The organism is Streptomyces sp. ST2-7A (assembly GCF_021390475.1).
In the GTDB taxonomy this organism is placed as follows: Bacteria; Actinomycetota; Actinomycetes; order Streptomycetales; family Streptomycetaceae; genus Streptomyces.
In genome coordinates, this window is record NZ_JAJUWS010000021.1 from 1 (window position 1) to 18,716 (window position 18,716).

Genomic DNA, 18,716 nt, shown 5'->3' on the forward strand with positions numbered 1-18,716 from the left:
TCCCCCCACCTCCCTCCCCACTACACACAGTGAGGAACCGATGGACCGCCTGCCCGACACCCCAGCGCCCCCGATCACCCCGACCACCATCACCCCCGCCCCGCTGCCCACCCCGGCGGCCGGGGAACGCGAGGCGATGGTGTGGATCCCCGGCCCCGGCAACGACTTCGTCGCCGTACCCCGCTCCCTGCTGCCCGCCGACTACCTCACCCCCCACCCCACCGCCAGCCCGGCCCTCGACCCGGAGCCCCGACGGCGGACCGGGATCGACCCCCGCGCGCAGATCCTCACCGCCGCAGGCATCGCGACGGCCGGGGCCGGCTGGGGAGTGGCCCAGGTCGTCTCCGCCCTCGCCGGATTCGGCGCCGCCGGAATCGCCGCCCTGGCCCTGCTCCTGCTCGCCACCCGCATCCCCCGACCCACCACCGACCCCCACCCGAACGCGGGAACCGAAATCCACCTCCACCGGGGTGCCCGGGTCCGCGCCCGCCACCTCACCATCCGCTGAAAGGCCCCATGGACGACAACGAGATCTGCGAGCCCGAGTTCATCGACGGCATCCCCCACGGCTGCGGCGCCTGCGAGGAATGCCACCAGGACGAGTACGACGCCATCGAGGCCGACGTCGAAATGGGCGTCATCACCGACGCCGAAGCCCTCGCCCTCCACCACCGCAACGGCGCGCTCTGACCCGTACCACGCACGAGGGCGGCCCGCTTCTCGCCAAAGACCCGGGCCGCCCTCACACCTTCCCAACCAACACATCAGGAGGTTCCCCCAGCATGACTCATGACCCCCGTTCCGCGCTGCTACCCGTGGCCCTGGAGTGCGCGACGCTCGGGCTGCCGGTGTTGCCCCTGCGTCGGGGCAAGGTGCCGTTCGGCAACTGCCCGTTGTGTGCGGACAACGCGTGCGGTGGGCGGCCGAACATGAAGGCGCCGGGCCCCTGCGGCTGCCCCCATCCCTGCCACGCGTGGGCCGCCGCGACCACCGACCCGGCCGTGCTGTCCTCCCCGGCCTGGGTCGATGTCTGGGCCCAGGCGGTGGCCGTGGCCTACCACCCCGGCGGCGCCGATCTGACGGTGGTGGACCTGGACGACGCGGACGCCCTCGCGTGGGCCCGTGCCACCCTGCCCGCCACCCGGATCGTGGCGACCACGCGCGGGGAGCACTGGATCTACCGGGGCGCCATGGCCTCCCGCAACGCGGTGCGGCCGGGCGTGGACATCAAGTCGACCATGGTCTACGCCCGCTGGCTCGGGCCCGGCACCGGCACCATCACCGACCTGCCCCGGGCCGTGCGCGCCCTGGCGGTGAGCAAGGCGGCCCCCGTCCGGCCGGTGCCGCCGCGTGCGCTCGCCCTGCCCGCACCGGCTGGGGGCGGGGTGTGTTGTCATCGCACGCCGACCTATCTGGAGCGTGGCATCGCCATGGCCGAGCAGCGCATCACCGAGGCCCGCAGCGCGATCCACGCCACCGTCTACCGGACCTTCCTGGCCGTGCTGTCCACCCACGGGCGGTGCGGGTGCCTCACCGACGGGCACATGGAGCGACTGTTCACGGCGGCGCAGGCCAGGGGCGAGTCCGCGCGGCACTGCTCCGTCGCCTGGGCCAACGCCCGTACCAAGTTGGGGATGTGACGGCTGTGTCCGAGGAGGAGAAGACCCCGGCCCGTGACGTCATCGCGGGCTACGCGCAGGAGCACTTCCGGTACTTCCGCACCGCCGACGGCACCGTGTACGCCCAGCGCACCGGCCACCCGGTCGCCCGCCCGATCCGCTCCCAGGGCACCACCGGCAGTCACCGGCAGGAACTCATGGTCGGGCTGTTCCGCGACGGATACGGCGTGTTCAACGGGACCGCATTGAAGGAAGCGTTGGATCTGATCGAAGCCCTTGCGCTGGACCAGGACGTTCGGCCGGTCCATATCCGGGTGGCGCCCGGGTTCGACGGCGCCACCTGGCTGGACCTCGGTCGGGACGACGGACGGTCGGTCCGCATCCACCCCACCGGCTGGACCGTCACCGTTCCCGACCCCCGGGAAGTGTGCTGGCGGCGCACCCAGCTCACCGGCGAACTGCCCCTGCCCGAGAAGGGAACGGACGGCAAGGGCATCGACCTGCTGTTGCGGTTGTGCAACTTCGCAGGCGCCGACACCGAGTGCCTGGCCATCGCGTGGCTGGTCGGCTGTCTGGGGCCGTCGGTGCCGGTCCCGGCACCGTTCCTCACCGGTCCGCAGGGCGCGGGGAAGTCCACCGGCGGACGGATGCTGGTGCGGATCATCGAGGGCATGAGCGGGGACCTGCGCCGGGCCCCGAAGGACGAGGAGAGCCTGATCGCGTCCGTCGCGGCCGGATGGGTGACCGCACTGGACAACCTCTCGCACCTGGCCCCGGACCTCTCGGACCTGATGTGCTGCATCGTCACCGGTGCCGAGACCATCAAAAGGGCCCTTTTCACCGACGGCGACGTCCACCGCTCCCGCTACCGCAGGCCGATGCTGTTGACCGGCATCGACGTCGGAGTCATCCGGCCCGACCTCGCCGAACGGCTGCTGCCCCTGCGGCTGGAGCGGCCCACCGTCCGGCGGACCGAAGCAGAACTGTGGGCAGAGTTCGAGGAAGCCCTGCCCACCATCCTCGGCTCGCTCCTGGACCTCACGGTCAAGGTCCGCGCCGCCGATGCGGGCGGCCCGACCGATCTGCGGATGGCCGACTTCGCCCAGCTCTGCGCACAGCTCGACACCGCAACCGGACTCGGCTCCCTCAACGCCTACCGGGCCAGCCTGGACGACCTCAACGACGACGTCATCGAAGGCGACCTGTTGGCGCAAACCGTGCTCAAGCACGCCGCCACCCTCACCCCGGGTGTCGAGGCTCGGATGACGTCCTCGGAGTGGCTGCACCTGCTCAGCGGCATCCACAGCGGGGAGGACTGCCGTCCCCTGCCCAAGGGCTGGCCGACCACCGGCAAAGTCCTCTCCGACCGCCTCAAGCGCCTTCAACCCACCCTTGCCGCCCGGGGCGTGCTCATCGACTGGGGCCGCACCAGGGAGGGCCGCTACATCGAGATGACCCGCCGCCCCACCCCACCCGAGCACCAGCAAGAGCAGATGCTCTGACAGGGGACGAACCGTTCAAGCAAGAGGAGCACCCCGGCCGCACCGGCCGGGGTGCTCCTCTTGCTGTTCGGCGGCAACGCCGCCCTGCAAGGGTCGCGCCGCGAAGCGGCCCCTTCTTCATCTTCTGAGCCGCGCAGACAACAGAACACCCCCTCCTCTTTTCCTAAGAGAAGAGATCCTGCGTCACCTGCGTCACCACGTCACAAAACCGGCCACTGACCAGCGCAAACACCGGTGACGCAGAGCCGATTTTCTGCGTCACCCCTGCGTCACCGCGTCACGCCGTGACGCGGCCCTGCGTCACCGGTGACGCACCCCCAACGCTCTGCGTCACCGCGTCACCGCAGGTCAGAACGTGTTCATGACGCAGATGACGCGGTGACGCAGAAACCCCCACCTCGGACACAGCCGCGTAGGAACAGGCCGCCCGCCACCCAGGAAGCCGCCCCGTCTCGCGGCTCCGATGCTCCCGCCACATCTACTTCGTAACCCGTCTGAAAGGTCGCTCATGGGAGCGAAGACGCCCGAACCGACCCCAATCCATCGCCTACGACGTGGACTGCCCGACCGCTACCTCACTCCCGCTGACCTGGCCTCCCTCCTCGCCGTTCCGGTGGAGACCGTCTACGCCTGGCGCCGCAAGGGCACCGGCCCTCCCGGGTTCCGCGTGGGCAAGCACCTGCGCTACGACCCCGGGACCGTTCACACCTGGATCGCTGAACGCACCGCCCCTCGCGACGCTGCCTGACCCCTCACCCCAGGGCCCGGTACCGGCACTTTGATGCCGGTACCGGGCCCTTCAGATGCCACAGGAGAGTCACCAACATGGCAGGCCACATCCAAGACCGCTGGTTCAAAACCGAACCCGACCCGGATGGCGCCAATCGGCGAGTCAAAACAGATCGGCACGGCATCGGTATGCGATACCGCGCCCGCTACGTCGGACCGGACGGAACCGAGAAGTCCAAAAGCTTCCCCGACCGTCAGAAACGCCTTGCGGAAAAGTGGCTCACCCACATCGAGGCCGACATGTCACGCGGTCAATACATCGACCCCAATGCCGGAAAGGTCACCTTTCGCCAGTACGCCGAGAAGTGGCTATCGACCCAATCCACGGAAGCCACAACTCGAACGTCGGTCGAGGTGCAGGTTCGCAAGCATGCGATTCCTTACCTCGGAACACGACCTCTCGGCTCCTTCCAGCCGAGCCATATCCGTGATTGGCTCAGCGAGTTGGAGCGGGCCGTACCGGCTTCTTCATATCGCCGCGTCATCTTCGGCAGTGTCTCCGGGATTCTCCGGGCGGCCGTTGAAGACGGGCATCTCCGCAAGAACCCCTGCCAGGCCCGCTCGGTCCGTCCCCCTGCACGAGCAACCGGGAGAGTGGTGCCCTGGAGCGCCGAGCGCACTTTTGCCGTGCGGGAGGCTCTTCCGAGGCGGTTTCGAGCAATGGTGGACGTAGGTGGCGGGTGTGGTCTTCGGCAGGGAGAAATCTTCGGCTTGGCTGTGGAAGCGGTGCATTTCGATTCCGGTTGGCTTCATGTCGCCTGTCAAGTGAAGGTAGCTGACGGACATCTCGTCTTCGGGCCACCGAAACGCAACAAGGAACGCGATGTACCCCTCCCTGATCGCGTGGCAATCGCCTTGAAGCAGCACATGGAGGAATTTCCACCCGTGAACGTATCATTGCCGTGGCTTCACAAAGATGGCCCCGAAGTCACAAAGCGGCTGCTGTTCACACGACTCGACGGAACCGGAGCCGTACGGCGCACTGACTTCAATGTGCGTGCATGGAAACCAGCCCTGGTAACTGCTGGCGTGATCCCGAAACCCTCTCCGGGAGAGCGGCATAAACCGACCCGGGAACACGGTATGCATGCACTGAGGCACTTCTATGCCTCAGTGCTGCTGGACGCTGGGGAGAACATCAAAGCCCTGAGCCACTACCTGGGCCACGCCGATCCCGGCTTCACGCTGCGGGTGTACACGCACCTGATGCCGAGCAGTGAGGGGCGGACGCGACGGGCCGTGGACGGCATGTACGAGGGCATCGGCAGAACGCCTGACGGCCCCCAGACGGCCCCGCTTGCCTAGAAGCATCGGGGGTGGTGCTCGAAAGACACACCACCCCCGAGCCTCAACAGTGCGATAAAGGGCTCTGACCTGGGGCTACAGCACCGGGAGGTTCTTGCGCAGCTCGAAGGGGGTGACCTCGGAGCGGTACTCCTCCCACTCCTGCTTCTTGTTGCGCAGGAAGAAGTCGAAGACGTGCTCGCCCAGGGTCTCGGCGACCAGTTCGCTGCGCTGCATCAACTCGATGGCCTCGCCGAGGTTCTGCGGCAGCGGGTCGATGCCCATCGCGCGGCGCTCGGCGTCGGTGAGGGCCCACACGTCGTCCTCGGCGCCGTGCGGCAGCTCGTACCCCTTCTCGATGCCCTCGAGACCGGCGGCGAGCAGCACGGCGTAGGCCAGGTAGGGGTTGGCACCGGAGTCCAGGGAACGGACCTCGACCCGGGTGGAGCCGGTCTTGCCCGGCTTGTACATCGGCACCCGGATGAGGGCGGAGCGATTGTTGTGACCCCAACAGATGTAGGAGGGGGCCTCGCCACCGGCGCCGGCCGGGCGGTTGGCGCCGCCCCAGATCCGCTTGTAGGAGTTGACCCACTGATTGGTGACGGCGGAGATCTCGGCGGCGTGCTTGAGCAGGCCTGCGATGAAGGAACGGCCCACCTTCGAGAGCTGGTACTCGGAGCCGGTCTCGTGGAAGGCGTTGCGGTCGCCCTCGAAGAGCGAGAGGTGGGTGTGCATGCCCGAACCGGGGTACTCGGAGAACGGCTTGGGCATGAAGGTGGCCTGTACGCCCTGCTCGAGCGCGACCTGCTTCATCACCAGCCGGAAGGTCATGATGTTGTCGGCGGTGGTCAGCGCGTCGGCGTAGCGCAGGTCGATCTCCTGCTGACCGGGGGCGCCCTCGTGGTGGGAGAACTCCACCGAGATACCCATGGACTCCAGCATGGTGATGGCCTGGCGGCGGAAGTCCATGCCCACGTGCTGCGGGGTGTGGTCGAAGTAGCCGGATGAGTCGGCGGGCACGGGGGCCCTGCCGTCGGTGGGCTTCTCCTTGAGCAGGAAGAACTCGATCTCGGGGTGGGTGTAGAAGGTGAACCCGAGGTCGGAGGTGCGCGCGAGGATGCGCTTGAGCACGTACCGGGGGTCCGCGTAGGAGGGCGAGCCGTCGGGCATGAGGATGTCGCAGAACATCCGGGCCGTACCGGGGGCCTCCGCGCGCCACGGCAGGATCTGGAAGGTGCCGGGGGCCGGCTTGGCGATCATGTCGGATTCGTGGACCCGGGCGAACCCCTCGATCGCCGAGCCGTCGAAACCGATGCCCTCCTCGAATGCCTGTTCCAGCTCGGCGGGGGCCACGGCCACGGACTTCAGGAAGCCCAGCACATCGGTGAACCACAACCGGACGAACCGGATGTCGCGCTCTTCCAGGGTGCGGAGCACGAATTCCTGCTGCTTGTCCATCTCCACCCAATCCTCGCTGGTCAGGCCGCCCGCTCCCGGGGCACGGAAACCGTCCGGGTCACGGGAGCATTCCACCACACCGTTTCGGGGGCGTTGCGCACGCGCGTCCGACCGTCCCGCGGGGCGCGTGCCCCCTCACGGTACTGCCCGGGGCCCGCCCCGCCGGGAGGAGCGGGCCGGGTACCGGGGTCACCCCCGCCCCGCCCGGGGCCCGGACGGGGCGGGGGTGACCACCGACCGTCGCCGGTCGGCACCGGCCGGATCGGCGGGCCGGGGTCGGCGGGCCGGGGTCGGCGGGCCGGGGTCAGCGGGAGGTACGGAAGGGGCCGGTCACCTCGTAGGTGATGCCCCCGCTGCTGGATCCGCCGGTGCCGCGCTGGGAGGAGAAGTACAGCCGGTTGCCGGCCGGGTTGAAGGCCGGGCCGCAGATCTCCGAGGAGTTCTGTCCGGTGATCCGCAGGAAGGGGGCGACCACGTCCTCGGGGGTGATGACGCAGATCTCCATGTTGCCGCCGTCCTCGGCCACATAGAGGTCCCCGACCGGGGTGCCGGTGATGTTGTCCACGCCGGTCAGCGGCGGGTTGGCGGTCAGGTTGTCGTCGTAGACGATCTCCAGGGTGTTGGCGGCGGCGTTGTACGCCCACACCCGGTTGTCGCCCTTGGTGGTGAAGAAGCAGATGTTCCCGCGGTGGTAGCAGCCCTCACCGCCGTTGAAGCGCCGGGTGTCGGCCACCTGGTTGCGAGTGGCGGTGGAGGCGGCGGAGGGGTCGGGGACCGTGACCCAGCGCAGCGCGCTGCCGGTCTGGGTGAGGATCTGCAGGGTTCCGGAGGAGAGGTTTCCCCAGGTGGTGGGGATGAAGCGGTAGAAGCCCCCGGTGGTCTCGTCCTCGGTGAGGTAGATGACCCGACGGACCGGGTCGCAGGCGGCGGCCTCGTGGTTGAAACGGCCCATGGCGGGGCGCCGGACCGCGGCGTTCACTCCGCGCGGGTCGGTCTCGTAGACGTAGCCCCGGCTCACCTCCTCGCAGGACAGCCAGGTGTTCCACGGGGTCTCGCCGCCCGCGCAGTTGCGGTTGGTGCCCGAGAGGATGGAGTAGGCGTTGGTGATGCCGCCGTTGGCGTCGAAGCGGATCGCGCCGACGCCACCGGCGCCGTTGGACAGTTCGGCGTTGGAGACGTAGATCCATCCGCTGCCGTCGGCGAAGCAGGCGCCGCCGTCGGGGGCGCCGTGCCAGCGGTACGAGGTGCCGGCGACGAGTTGGGAGGAGCGGGCGACGATCCGGCTGGTGAAGCCCTGCGGCAGTTGGATACCGTTGGCGTCGGCGGCCCGCAGGGGGCCGTAGGGGCCGGGACCGGTTTGAGCGGGGTAGCCGAAGGACTCGCGGGTCATGGTGAACCCGAAGGCCACCGCACCCGCGCCGACGACCGCGCCGCGCAGGAGATGACGCCGTTCCATGAGTGCTCCTTGGGGAGGCCGGCCCCGCCCCGCGGCGGGGCACCGGGTGAGCGTTGCAGGACACGGGACAACCGGAACGAGCCGGGGACGCGGTGGCCACCACCCCGGGATCGGCGGCCGGCACGGGAAACCGCGGGTGCCGGGAGGCGCCGGAGGGGCACCCGGGGGTTGGGGGACATCGATGACGGCGGACGCCGGCCGATCCGGGATCGAACCGAGCGGAGCGTAGCCGCGCTTCTCCCGCCCGGGCAGGACACATTGGGCGGCCGGGGACCAACCGACTCGTGAACTCCGCGGAACGCGGCGGGCGTTGGCCCTCCCGGCGGGAGAGCCGGGGAACGTCGAACGCCCCCACCGGAGTGGGGGCGTTCGGTTTGCGATCGAGCGTCCGAGGATCGGGCGGCTCACCGGAATTCACCGGAATTCAACGGCTTCCGGCGGAACCCGGCGGGCCCCTCGGGACGCGCCGGGGCCGGGTGGGACGCGCCGGGTCGGTCAGGAGCGCTCGCGGATCCGCTCGACGATCACGGCGGCCTGGATGCGGCGGCTGACCCCGAGCTTGGCGAGAATGGCCGAGATGCGGTTCTTCACGGTCTTCTCCGCGAGGTAGAGCCGTCCCGCGATCTGGCGGTTGGTCAGCCCCTCGCCCACCAGCTCCAGGATCTCCCGCTCGCGCGGGGAGAGCCGGGCCAGCTCCGGCGGCACGTCCGCGCCCTCGGGCTCGCGCAGCCGGGCCATCACCCGGGCGGTGGCCCCGGGGTCGAGCATGGAACGCCCCGCGGCGACGGTGCGCACCGCCTCGATCAGGTCGGAGCCCTTGATCTGCTTGAGCACATAACCGGCCGCGCCGGCCATGATGGCGTCGAACAGTGCCTCGTCGTCGTCGAAGGAGGTCAGTATGAGGCAGGCCAACTCCGGCATGCGGGCCCGCAGTTCCCGGCAGACCTCGATGCCCTCGTGATCACCGGCGGGGTCGCCACCGCCCAGCCGGACGTCCAGCACTGCCACGTCCGGCCGCACGGCCGGCACCCGTGCCAGCGCCTCGCGCGCGGTCGCCGCCTCGCCCACCACCTCGAGACCGGGGGCCGCCCCGAGGAGGTCGCGCAGACCGCGCCGCACCACCTCGTGGTCGTCCAGGAGGAAGACCCTGATCGGGTCGCCGCCGGTCGCCGTCTCCACCATCGCACTGCCCCTGTCGCCGGTCGTGCCTCGTCCCCGTGCCGGCCCACGCGACCGCTCCCGGGGGAGCGTCACGCGTCCCGACCTCCCCAACTTTCGCACGGCCCGGGCCGTGCGGGGCAGGGCCGGTCGGCCCTGCCGGGGCCGATCGGCCGGTTCCGGTCGCCCCGGGGCGGTGTGACGGGCCGGTGGGTGGAACGGGCGGGACCCGACCCCGCCCTCAGGTGACGGGGACCAGCAACACCGGACAGTGCGCGTGCTGGAGGACCGCGTGGGTCACCGGCCCCAGCCGCAACCCGAGCCGGCGCGGTCGGCGGTGGGCGGCCAGGATCAGCACCGATGCCGTGCGGCTGGCCTCCACCAGGACCGGGGCGGGCCGTCCCGTGACGTGCACCGGTTGGACCACGGTCCTCGGGTGGGCGTCCCGGAAGGGCGCGGCGGCCAGCCGGGGCACCTCCTCGGCGGTGTCCCCGTCCTCGGTGTGCGGCCAGGCGTGCAACAGACGCAGCCGGGCGCCGCGCCGCCGGGCCTCCTCGAAGCCGAAGGCCACCGCGTCGGTGTCGGCCTCGGACTCGACGCCGACCAGCACCGTCCCGGGGCCGGACAGCCGGGGCGGTTCGCGACGCACCACCAGCAGCGGTCCCTCGGTGTGCGAGGCCACCCGCAGGCTCACCGAGCCGATGAGCAGTCCGGCGAACCCCCCGTACCCCCGGGCACCGACCACGGTCAGGGCCGCGCTGCGCCCGAAGTGCACCAGGGCCCGCGGCGCCGACTCCGTGGTGAGCGAGGAGACCACCCGCAGCCCGGGGTGGTAGGCGCGCGCCCGGTTCGCGGCCTCCTCGACGACCGCGCGGGTGGCTCGGTACCGCATCCGGCCGCTCTCGGCCGAGCGCCCGGCGGGGCCGGGCTCGCGATCCCAGGGCCAGCCGCACAGCACCTCCAGGACCGCGTCCCGGCGGGCCGCGTCGGCGGCGGCGATCTCCAGCGCGCGCAGCGAGTGCTCCGAGCCGTCCACGCCCACGAGCACGCGGCCCCCCGGTGGTCCGGAGACCTCCCTCCGGACGGGGACGTCGCCGGGGACGATCGATGTGGCGGAACCGGCGGAACCGGGGTCGTGTCCCCGGATTCCGATCCCGTGGATGGTGTCGGTCATGACCGGCCTCCCTCACGCCTCGGGGGCACCGATGCCGAAAACGGGCCCCCATACCCGCAGGGTGCCCGGTCCGTGGTGAATCGCCCCGGGGCCGGGCAGTCCGTGCGCGGGGGCCGTTCGGCCCCCGCGCGACGGCCGAACGGAGGCGCGCGACGGCCCGGGGGAGGTGCGGACCCCGACCTGGCCGAACCCCTCCGCCCCGGGTCGTCCCCGTGGGATCATGCCCCCCGGTGGGACCGGATGGGTGATGACGACGAGCACGGCGGAGGGCGGAGGGCGGATGCCGGACGGCGAAGAGCGCGAGCGGACCGGACGGCCACGGACGCGACGGCGACCGGGGAGTCCCGACGGCGGACGCCCCGCGGTCCCCGGGCAGGGAACGAACGATCGGAAGGACACCGCGGTGGACGGGGGACCCGGGCCCATCACGGAAGGGGGAACCGGCGGCACGGCGCCGGTCGCGAGGATCGCGGACATCGCGGGGGACGGTCGGTCCGCGCGCTCCCCGCACTTGCGGCTGGACCAGCTGCTGGACGAGTTGCAGTCCCGACTGGACGCCGCGCGCAGCACCCAGAACCGCATGCACAGCCTGCTGGACGCGGTGCTGAGCGTGGGGCGGGAGCTGGACCTGGAGCAGGTGCTGCGCCGGATCATCGAGGCGGCGGTGGCCCTGACCGACTCGCAGTACGGCGCGCTGGGCGTGATCGGCGACCGCAACGAACTGGACCAGTTCGTGCACGTCGGGCTGGATCCGGAGCAGGCGGCGCGGATCGGGGAGCTGCCCAGCGGTCGGGGCATCCTGGGCGAGTTGATCCACCGTCCGGAGCCGTTGCGGCTCAAGGACCTGACCGAACACCCGGCCAGTCATGGCTTCCCGCCGCACCATCCGCCGATGCGCAGCTTCCTGGGGGTGCCGATCCGGGTCCGCGGGGAGGTGTTCGGCAACATCTACCTCTCCGAGAAGCGCGGCGCGGAGTTCGACGAGGAGGACGAGGCGGTCCTGGGCACGCTGGCCGTCGCGGCGGGCGTGGCGATCGACAACGCCCGGCTGTACCACGAGAGTCGGCGTCGCACCCGCTGGCTGGAGGCCCTGGCGGGGATCAACCGGAGCCTGTTGTCGGGGTCCCCGCCGGACGAGGTGCTGCGGCTGATCGCGCGCGGCGCCATGGAAGTGGCCGACGCGGACAGCGCCTGCATCCTGATGCCCACCGAGGACACCGACCGGCTGCGGATCACCGTCGCCGAGGGGCAGCCCGCCGAACGGCTGCTGGGCAGCACCCTGCCCGGCGACGAGTCGCTGGCCGGAGTGGCGGCGCGCACCGGGGAGCCGGTGGTCGCCGGCGATCTGCGCAACGACCCGCGGGCCCGGCTCTCGCCGGGGGTGGAGGAGGACCACGGTCCGGCGGTGGCGGTGCCGATGCCCACCCGGGAGGAGAGCGGCGGGGCGCTGCGGCTGACCCGGTTGGCGGGGCGTCCCCGTTTCGACGACACCGAGGTGGGGTTGCTGTCGAACTTCGCGGCCCAGGCGGCCCTGGCGCTGGAGCTGGGCCGGCATCGGGCGGAGGCCGAGCAACTGGCGTTGCTGCACGATCGGGACCGGATCGCCCGCGACCTGCACGACCTGGCGATCCAACGGCTCTTCGCGACCGGCATGACGCTGCAGAGCGCCGGTCCGCTGATCGAGCACCCGGCGGCGGCCGAGCGGGTCGGGCGTGCGGTGGACGACCTGGACGAGACGATCAAGATCATCCGGTCCACGATCTTCGCGCTGCGCACCGCCGAACAGCGCGGTGGCGATCCGACGTCGCTGCGCCGCCGTCTGGCCCGGGCGGTGGGCGAGGTGGCCGGCCACCTGGGGTTCACGCCGTCGCTGCGGGTGGAGGGGGCGGTGGACGCCCGGGTGCCGGCGGACATCGCCGAGGAGTTGCTCGCCGTCCTCGCCGAGGCACTGAGCAACACGCTGCGTCACGCCCGGGCCCGCCGGGTGGACGTGGCGCTGAGCGTGCGGGACCGGATCGTCCTGGTGGTGACCGACGACGGGGTGGGCCTGGGCGACCGCGAGCCGCGCGGCGGGCTGCTGAACATGCGTTCGCGCGCCGAGTTGCTGGGCGGGGCGCTGCGGTTGGAACCGGGCACGGCGGAGGGCACGGGCACCCGGATCCACTGGGAGGTGCCCTTCCCCGAGGAGGAGGGATGAGCGCCCCGGCGGGGGCGCCGGCCGCGGGCCGGGGGTTCCCGTCGGGCCGGGCCGGGGGGTTCCCGTCGGGCCGGGCCCCGTGGCCCGCACGACACGCCGGGACACCCGTTCGAGCGATAGCGTCACTTGGACGATTAGGGGCGTAGACTCGGGCGCGTGCCCCAGCTCCGCCTCGCCCTGAACCAGACCGACTCCTGTGTCGGTGACCTCCTCGGCAACACCGAGGAGGTGATCCGCATGACCCGGCGGGCCGCCGAACACGGGGCCCACCTGGTCGCCTTCCCCGAGATGATGCTCACCGGCTACCCGGTGGAGGACCTGGCGCTGCGCCGGTCCTTCGTCGAGGCCGGCCGAATCGCGCTGGAGGACCTGGCCACGCGTCTGGACCGGGAGGGGTTCGGCGACCTGCCCGTGGTCGTCGGTTACCTGGACCGCAGCGCGGAGGACCACCCGCGTCCCGGCCGCCCGGCCGGTTCCCCGCAGAACGCCGCCGCCGTGCTGCACGGCGGCCGGGTCGCCCTCTCCTTCGCCAAGCACCACCTGCCGAACTACGGCGTCTTCGACGAGTTCCGCTACTTCGTGCCCGGCCGCACGCTGCCGGTCGTCCGGGTGCGCGGGGTGGACGTGGCACTGGCCATCTGCGAGGACCTGTGGCAGGACGGTGGCCGGGTGCCCGGCGCCCGGGAAGCCGGCGCGGGCCTGCTGCTGTCGATCAACGCCTCGCCCTACGAGATGAAGAAGGACGACGCCCGGCTGGACCTGGTGCGCCGTCGCGCCCGTGAGGCCGGCTGCGCGCTGGCCTACCTGGCACTCTCCGGGGCCCAGGACGACCTGGTCTTCGACGGCGACAGTATCGTGGTCGACGCCCGGGGCGAGGTCGTCGCGCGGGCCCCGCAGTTCACCACCGAGTGTCTGGTGGTGGACCTGGACCTGCCGGCCGCGGCGCCGGAGTCGCCCTCCGGAACGGTCGCCGACGACCTGCGGATCGACCACCTGATCCTCTCCGCCGAGCCGGTGCCGGCGTACGAGCCGGAGTACCCGGGCGAGGTCGCCGAACCACTCTCCGACGAGGCGGAGATGTACGGGGCGCTGGTCGCGGGACTGCGTGCCTACATCACCAAGAACGGCTTCGGGTCGGTACTCATCGGGCTGTCCGGCGGCATCGACTCCGCCCTGTGCGCCGCGATCGCCTGTGACGCACTGGGGCCCGAGCGGGTGCACGTGGTGTCGATGCCCTCGCGCTACTCCTCGGACCACTCGCGGCACGACGCGGCGGAGATGGCCCGTCGCACCGGGATGCACTTCCGGACCGTCTCCATCGCCCCCATGTTCGACGCCTACCTGGGCTCGGTGGAACTGACCGGCCTGGCGGAGGAGAACCTCCAGGCCAGGCTGCGCGGCACCCTGCTGATGGGCCTCTCCAACCAGGAGGGGCACCTCGTCCTGGCACCGGGCAACAAGAGCGAACTGGCGGTGGGGTACTCCACCCTCTACGGCGACTCGGTGGGGGCCTACGGCCCGATCAAGGACGTTTACAAGACCTCGGTGTTCCAACTGGCCCGGTGGCGCAACGCCGAGGCCGAGCGGCGCGGGGAGACCCCGCCGATCCCGGAGAACTCCATCACCAAGCCGCCCAGCGCCGAACTGCGCCCCGGCCAGGTGGACAGCGACTCGCTGCCCGACTACGACCTGCTCGACGCGGTCCTGGAGCGGTATGTGGACCGCGACATGGGCAGTGCGGAGATCGTCGCCGAGGGCTTCGACCCCGAGACGGTGACCCGGTTGCTGCGGATGGTGGACGCCGCCGAGTACAAGCGGCGTCAGTACCCGCCGGGCACGAAGATCTCCGCCAAGGGTTTCGGCAAGGACCGCAGGCTCCCCATCACCAGCCGGTGGCGGGAGGACCCGGCCGCCGGCTGAGGCACGGGCCGGGCACCGCGGGGAACGGGGGCGACGGCGGACGGGGGAATGACGGGAGGGGCGGAACCGGTGGTCGCCGGTTCCGCCCCTCCCGTCATTCCCCCGTCCGCTCCCCACCGCATCGCCGTTCCGTCGCGGCGGCCCGGGGGGCCGGTCGGTCAGGGGTCCAACCGCGCCGCCACCGGCCGGTGGTCGCTCCCGGTACCGGGGAGGGACCACGAGGAGACCGGCACCAACTCCCGCACCAGGATGTGGTCGATCCTGGTCAGCGGGAACTCGGAGGGGAAGGTGAACCCGAAGCCTGCGCCCGCCGCTCCCTGGGTGGAGCGCAGTTGTGAGGTGAGCGGGGCCAGGGCTCGGTCGTTCATGGTGCCGTTCAGGTCGCCCAGCAGGATCGCCCGCTCGTGCGGGTCATCGGCGATGGCCCGGGCCAGCCGGTCCGCCGAGTCGTCCCGCTGACCGGCGGTGAAACCGGCGCGGAACTGCACCCGCACCGACGGCAGGTGCGCCACGTAGACCGCCATGTCCCCGAATTCCGGAACGGTGGCCGTGGTGCGCAGCGCACGGGTCCAGCCCAGTCCGATGTCCACCGGCTCGGTGTCCGCCAACGGGTGCCGACTCCAGACCCCGACCGTGCCCTCCACCGCCGAGTACGGGTACTCCTCGCCGAGGGTGGCCGCGTACAACGCCAACTCCCCGCGGGGCATCTCCTGCAGGGCGATCAGGTCGGCGTCGCTCTCCATCAGTTGGCGGGCGGTCGCGGTCGGATCGGGGTTCCCCGCGTCCACGTTGTGGCTGACCACCGTGAGCGCACCGCCCTCGCCGGTCTTGTCCACCAACAGGCCGGCGAACAGATTCATCCACACCAGGGCCGAGACGGTCACCGCGGCCACGGCCGTGATCGATCGGCTGAGCAGGGCCGACAGCAGGAGCACCGGCACCAACAGACCGAACCACGGCATGAAGGTCTGCACCAGGCTGCCGAGGTTGCCGATGGCGTTGGGGATGCGGGAGTGCAACAGCATCATCGCCGAGAGCGCCATGGCGGCGATGATGACGAACTTGCCGCGCTGCCAGCGATCCGCCCGATCCCGCCAACTGCGGCGGGGCGGCGGATCGCCCTCGGGCCGGGCCTCGTCGACCGGGGCGGAGGCGGAGCGCCGTCGGCGCCACCGACCGCCCCGCCCCTCATCCCTCCCGCCCGGTGGCTCCGCGATCGTCGGAGCCTCGGTCGCCGTGGCGGCGGGGGACCGCCGGGCCTTCCGCTCCGAGGCGGGCGGGTTGTCGCTGTCTGCCATCTGTCACCCTCGCTGACCGTGCCGCTGTGCCGTGAGGTGGACCGTATGCCCTCGACCCGCCTTCCGGGGAGTCGGGTACCGAGGACGCCGGGATTGCCGGGATCACCGGAAATACGGCCACCGTCCCTCCCACCTCCGCCCGAACCCCCGTCGACCGGGCCGGAGACATGGACCACCTGCCCCGGGGCGGACGCTATCAACCGGGCCGGGGCCGGCCGCCGGCGCGGTCGGCCCCGGCCCGCGGGGCATCCACCCCCGATCACGGGGACGTGCGGCGGGGAGCCGGGGTTCCCGGATGTCGGCCCGACCCCTCCTTCCGGGGCGTTCCGGGGCTTTCCGGTACCGAACGGGGATGCGACCATGGAGGGGATCCGGGGACGCCGTGACGGCGCCTCGAGACGACGAAACGGAGTACTGCGATGACGCGGACGCACACCCCTGCCCACTCCTCCCCCGGCGGGGACGACACCTCCCGCACCGGCCTCTACGGCGGGACCACGAATCGACGCGTGACCGTACGGGACATCGCCGCCGCCAAGCGGCGCGGCGAGAAGTGGCCCATGCTCACCGCCTACGACGCGATGACCGCCTCGGTGTTCGACGAGGCCGGCATCCCGGTGCTGCTGGTCGGCGATTCCATGGGCAACTGCCACCTGGGGTACGACAGCACGGTGCCGGTCACCATGGAGCAGGTCCTGATGCTCTCGGCCGCCGTGGTGCGCGGCACCCGGCGGGCCCTGGTCGTCGGCGACCTGCCCTTCGGCAGCTACCAGGAGGGGTCGGTCCAGGCCCTGCGCAACGCGACCCGGCTGATGAAGGAGGCCGGCGTCGGGGCGGTCAAGCTCGAGGGCGGGGAACGCTCCGCCGAGCAGATCGACCTACTGGTGCGCTCGGGCATCCCGGTCATGGCCCACGTGGGCCTCACCCCGCAGTCGGTGAACGCCTACGGCGGCCACCCGGTGCAGGGGCGCGGCGAGGAGGCGGCACAGCAACTGCTGCGGGACGCCAAGGCGGTGCAGGACGCCGGGGCCTTCGCCGTGGTCCTGGAGCTGGTGACGGCCGACCTCGCGGCGGAGGTCACCCGGGACCTGCACATCCCGACGGTGGGCATCGGGGCGGGCTCCGAATGCGACGCCCAGGTGCTGGTGTGGACCGATATGGCGGGGATGACCGACTGGTCCGGCGGGCGCCGCCCGCGCTTCGTCAAGGAGTACGCGCGGGTACGCGAGGTGCTGGCGGGCGCGGCTCGCGGTTTCGCCGAGGACGTGGTCGGCGGGACCTACCCGGCGCCGGAGCACTCCTTCCGTTGACCGTCCCGGCGGTTCCCCCGGAGGAACCCGATCCGCTCGGTCGCGAAACGCCGCCCGTCCCGTACACGGGGCGGGCGGCCTCGGGCGCGCGTTCGGGCTCGGCGATCGGCGGGGCGAACGGGGACGACCGGTCGCCCGGGTCAGGCCCCGCCGCGCTCGCGACGGGCCCGCCGGTGGTAGTACCAGGCCAGGTTGGAGGCCACGGCGGCCAGCAGGATCCAGATGACGCCCAACCAACTCCCCCGGGTGAAGGCCACCGTCGCCGCCACCAGGGCGGCCACACAGACGATCAGGGCCTGCACGGAGAACCGACGGGCCGAGGTGGGGGGCAGGGGCTGCGACATGGGAGCGCTTCCGGACATCGGGGACGGCTGACCCTCCCATTCTCCCCCGGGGCCCCTCATCCGGCGGGCCCGGGGCGGACCACCCGGGGCCGGCCGGTCCCGGCGACGGCCGGGGGTCCGCGGCGGACGAGGACCGGGGATGCCGGGACCGCGGGAGGAGGGATCGGGGGTTCCGCTCCCGTCGTCACCGCCGTGCGATCACGCCCCGGCCCGGGGTGCCGGGGTGCCGAACCCCGTCGCGCGGGGTGACGGGCCGCGGGCGCCGGATCACGTGGAACGGGCGCGCGGCACCCGGCCGCCGTCCTCCCCGGTGCCCCGACGCCGCGCCGGGGCACGGGGGAACGCGCGGGTCGGCCGCTCCCGGGACCGGTCGGCCGGGTGCCCCCTGTCCCGTGTCCCCGACCGGGGACACGGGACAGGGGTCCGGAACCGTCAGACGTCGGTCAGGCGCACCCCGGCGTGGGCCCGGTAGCGGCGGTTGACCGAGATGATGTTGGCCACCAGCGCCTCCACCTGGTGGGCGTTGCGCAGGCGTCCGGCGAAGACACCCCGCATCCCCGGGATCCGCGAGGCCAGCGCCTGCACGACCTCGCAGTCGGCCCGGGACTCCCCCAGCACCATCACGTCGATCGGGATCTCCGCCACCTTCGGGTCGCACAGCAGGACGGCGGAGAGGTGATGGAAGGCGGCGGTGACCCGGGAGTCGGGCAGCAGCGCGGCGGCCTGCTCGGCGGCGCTGCCCTCCTCCGGACGCAGCGGATACGCGCCCTTCTTGTCGAAGCCCAGCGGGTTGACGCAGTCCACCACGAGCTTGCCCGTCAGTTCCTCCCGCAGGGAGGTCAGGGTGGCGGCGTGCCCGTCCCAGGGGACGGCGACGATGACCACGTCGGCGCGGCGGGCGCACCCGGCGTTGTCATCGCCCTCGACACCGGTGTCGGCGAGGAGGTCCCCGGCGGCGATCTCTCGGGCCCGCTCGGCCGAGCGGGAGCCGATGATCACACGGTGACCGGCCAGGGAGAGGCGGTAGGCGAGGCCACGGCCCTGGTCGCCGGTGCCTCCCAGGACGCCGATGGTGAGGTCGGAGACGTCGGGCAGGTCCCACGGGTCCCTGGCGGGCTTCTTTCCGGTCGGGCCCGGTGCGGCGGCGTCGGGGGTGGCGTTGTCGGCGTTGTCGGGAGTCATGGTCGCATCCTGCCAAAGGCGGGGC

At 72.0% G+C, this 18,716-nt stretch carries 16 protein-coding genes; 9 read left to right on the plus strand and 7 right to left on the minus strand.

Annotated elements, in window-relative coordinates:
- The 6 genes from LZF96_RS26595 to LZF96_RS14325 form a co-directional block, all read left to right on the plus strand.
- Window positions 1-508, plus strand: a 508-nt coding sequence (locus tag LZF96_RS26595) for a hypothetical protein (RefSeq protein WP_267940892.1), incomplete at its 5' end; no start/stop codon positions are given.
- An 8-nt stretch (window positions 509-516) separates the two neighbouring features.
- Complete coding sequence (locus LZF96_RS14305; RefSeq protein ID WP_233871603.1) at window positions 517-690, plus strand: hypothetical protein; 174 nt, start codon at window positions 517-519, stop codon at window positions 688-690.
- A 92-nt stretch (window positions 691-782) separates the two neighbouring features.
- Window positions 783-1,640, plus strand: a complete 858-nt coding sequence (locus tag LZF96_RS14310; RefSeq protein WP_233871319.1) for a bifunctional DNA primase/polymerase — start codon at window positions 783-785, stop codon at window positions 1,638-1,640.
- A 5-nt stretch (window positions 1,641-1,645) separates the two neighbouring features.
- On the plus strand, window positions 1,646-3,121 hold the full coding sequence (locus LZF96_RS14315; RefSeq protein WP_233871567.1) for an ATP-binding protein: 1,476 nt from the start codon (window positions 1,646-1,648) through the stop codon (window positions 3,119-3,121).
- Between the two features lie 508 nt (window positions 3,122-3,629).
- Complete coding sequence (locus LZF96_RS14320; protein ID WP_233871322.1) at window positions 3,630-3,869, plus strand: AlpA family transcriptional regulator; 240 nt, start codon at window positions 3,630-3,632, stop codon at window positions 3,867-3,869.
- Window positions 3,870-3,946: 77 nt separating this feature from the next.
- Window positions 3,947-5,215: a site-specific integrase gene (locus LZF96_RS14325; RefSeq protein WP_233871325.1), complete on the plus strand. Its 1,269-nt coding sequence runs from the start codon at window positions 3,947-3,949 to the stop codon at window positions 5,213-5,215.
- 75 nt (window positions 5,216-5,290) lie between these two features.
- Here the strand turns inward: LZF96_RS14325 and glnA are convergent, their stop codons facing one another.
- The 4 genes from glnA to LZF96_RS14345 form a co-directional block, all read right to left on the minus strand.
- Window positions 5,291-6,652: a type I glutamate--ammonia ligase gene (gene glnA, locus LZF96_RS14330; protein ID WP_233871570.1), complete on the minus strand. Its 1,362-nt coding sequence runs from the start codon at window positions 6,650-6,652 to the stop codon at window positions 5,291-5,293.
- Between the two features lie 304 nt (window positions 6,653-6,956).
- A complete protein-coding gene (locus LZF96_RS14335; RefSeq protein ID WP_233871328.1) occupies window positions 6,957-8,108 on the minus strand; it encodes an alkaline phosphatase PhoX in 1,152 nt (383 codons plus the stop codon).
- Between the two features lie 495 nt (window positions 8,109-8,603).
- Entirely contained in the window at window positions 8,604-9,290 is a 687-nt protein-coding gene (locus LZF96_RS14340; protein ID WP_233871331.1) for a response regulator transcription factor, read from the minus strand.
- A gap of 217 nt (window positions 9,291-9,507) precedes the next feature.
- Window positions 9,508-10,440 (minus strand): universal stress protein, encoded by a 933-nt coding sequence (locus LZF96_RS14345; RefSeq protein WP_233871334.1) that lies wholly within the window; start codon window positions 10,438-10,440, stop codon window positions 9,508-9,510.
- Between the two features lie 580 nt (window positions 10,441-11,020).
- On the opposite strand from LZF96_RS14345, the gene LZF96_RS14350 reads away from it, so the two are divergent.
- Window positions 11,021-12,637 carry a GAF domain-containing protein gene (locus tag LZF96_RS14350; protein ID WP_233871573.1) on the plus strand — a complete coding sequence of 539 codons (1,617 nt, stop codon included), beginning with the start codon at window positions 11,021-11,023 and terminating at the stop codon, window positions 12,635-12,637.
- A 156-nt stretch (window positions 12,638-12,793) separates the two neighbouring features.
- Entirely contained in the window at window positions 12,794-14,557 is a 1,764-nt protein-coding gene (locus LZF96_RS14355) for an NAD+ synthase (protein WP_233871337.1), read from the plus strand.
- Between the two features lie 158 nt (window positions 14,558-14,715).
- Here the strand turns inward: LZF96_RS14355 and LZF96_RS14360 are convergent, their stop codons facing one another.
- Window positions 14,716-15,855 (minus strand): endonuclease/exonuclease/phosphatase family protein, encoded by a 1,140-nt coding sequence (locus LZF96_RS14360; protein WP_233871340.1) that lies wholly within the window; start codon window positions 15,853-15,855, stop codon window positions 14,716-14,718.
- A 419-nt stretch (window positions 15,856-16,274) separates the two neighbouring features.
- On the opposite strand from LZF96_RS14360, the gene panB reads away from it, so the two are divergent.
- Entirely contained in the window at window positions 16,275-17,165 is an 891-nt protein-coding gene (gene panB / locus LZF96_RS14365) for a 3-methyl-2-oxobutanoate hydroxymethyltransferase (protein ID WP_233871343.1), read from the plus strand.
- Between the two features lie 140 nt (window positions 17,166-17,305).
- On the opposite strand, the gene LZF96_RS14370 is transcribed toward panB, so the two are convergent.
- Both LZF96_RS14370 and npdG read right to left on the minus strand, forming a co-directional pair.
- Complete coding sequence (locus LZF96_RS14370; protein ID WP_233871345.1) at window positions 17,306-17,509, minus strand: hypothetical protein; 204 nt, start codon at window positions 17,507-17,509, stop codon at window positions 17,306-17,308.
- 432 nt (window positions 17,510-17,941) lie between these two features.
- On the minus strand, window positions 17,942-18,691 hold the full coding sequence (gene npdG / locus LZF96_RS14375; RefSeq protein ID WP_233871348.1) for an NADPH-dependent F420 reductase: 750 nt from the start codon (window positions 18,689-18,691) through the stop codon (window positions 17,942-17,944).
- Window positions 18,692-18,716: the final 25 nt, after the last annotated feature.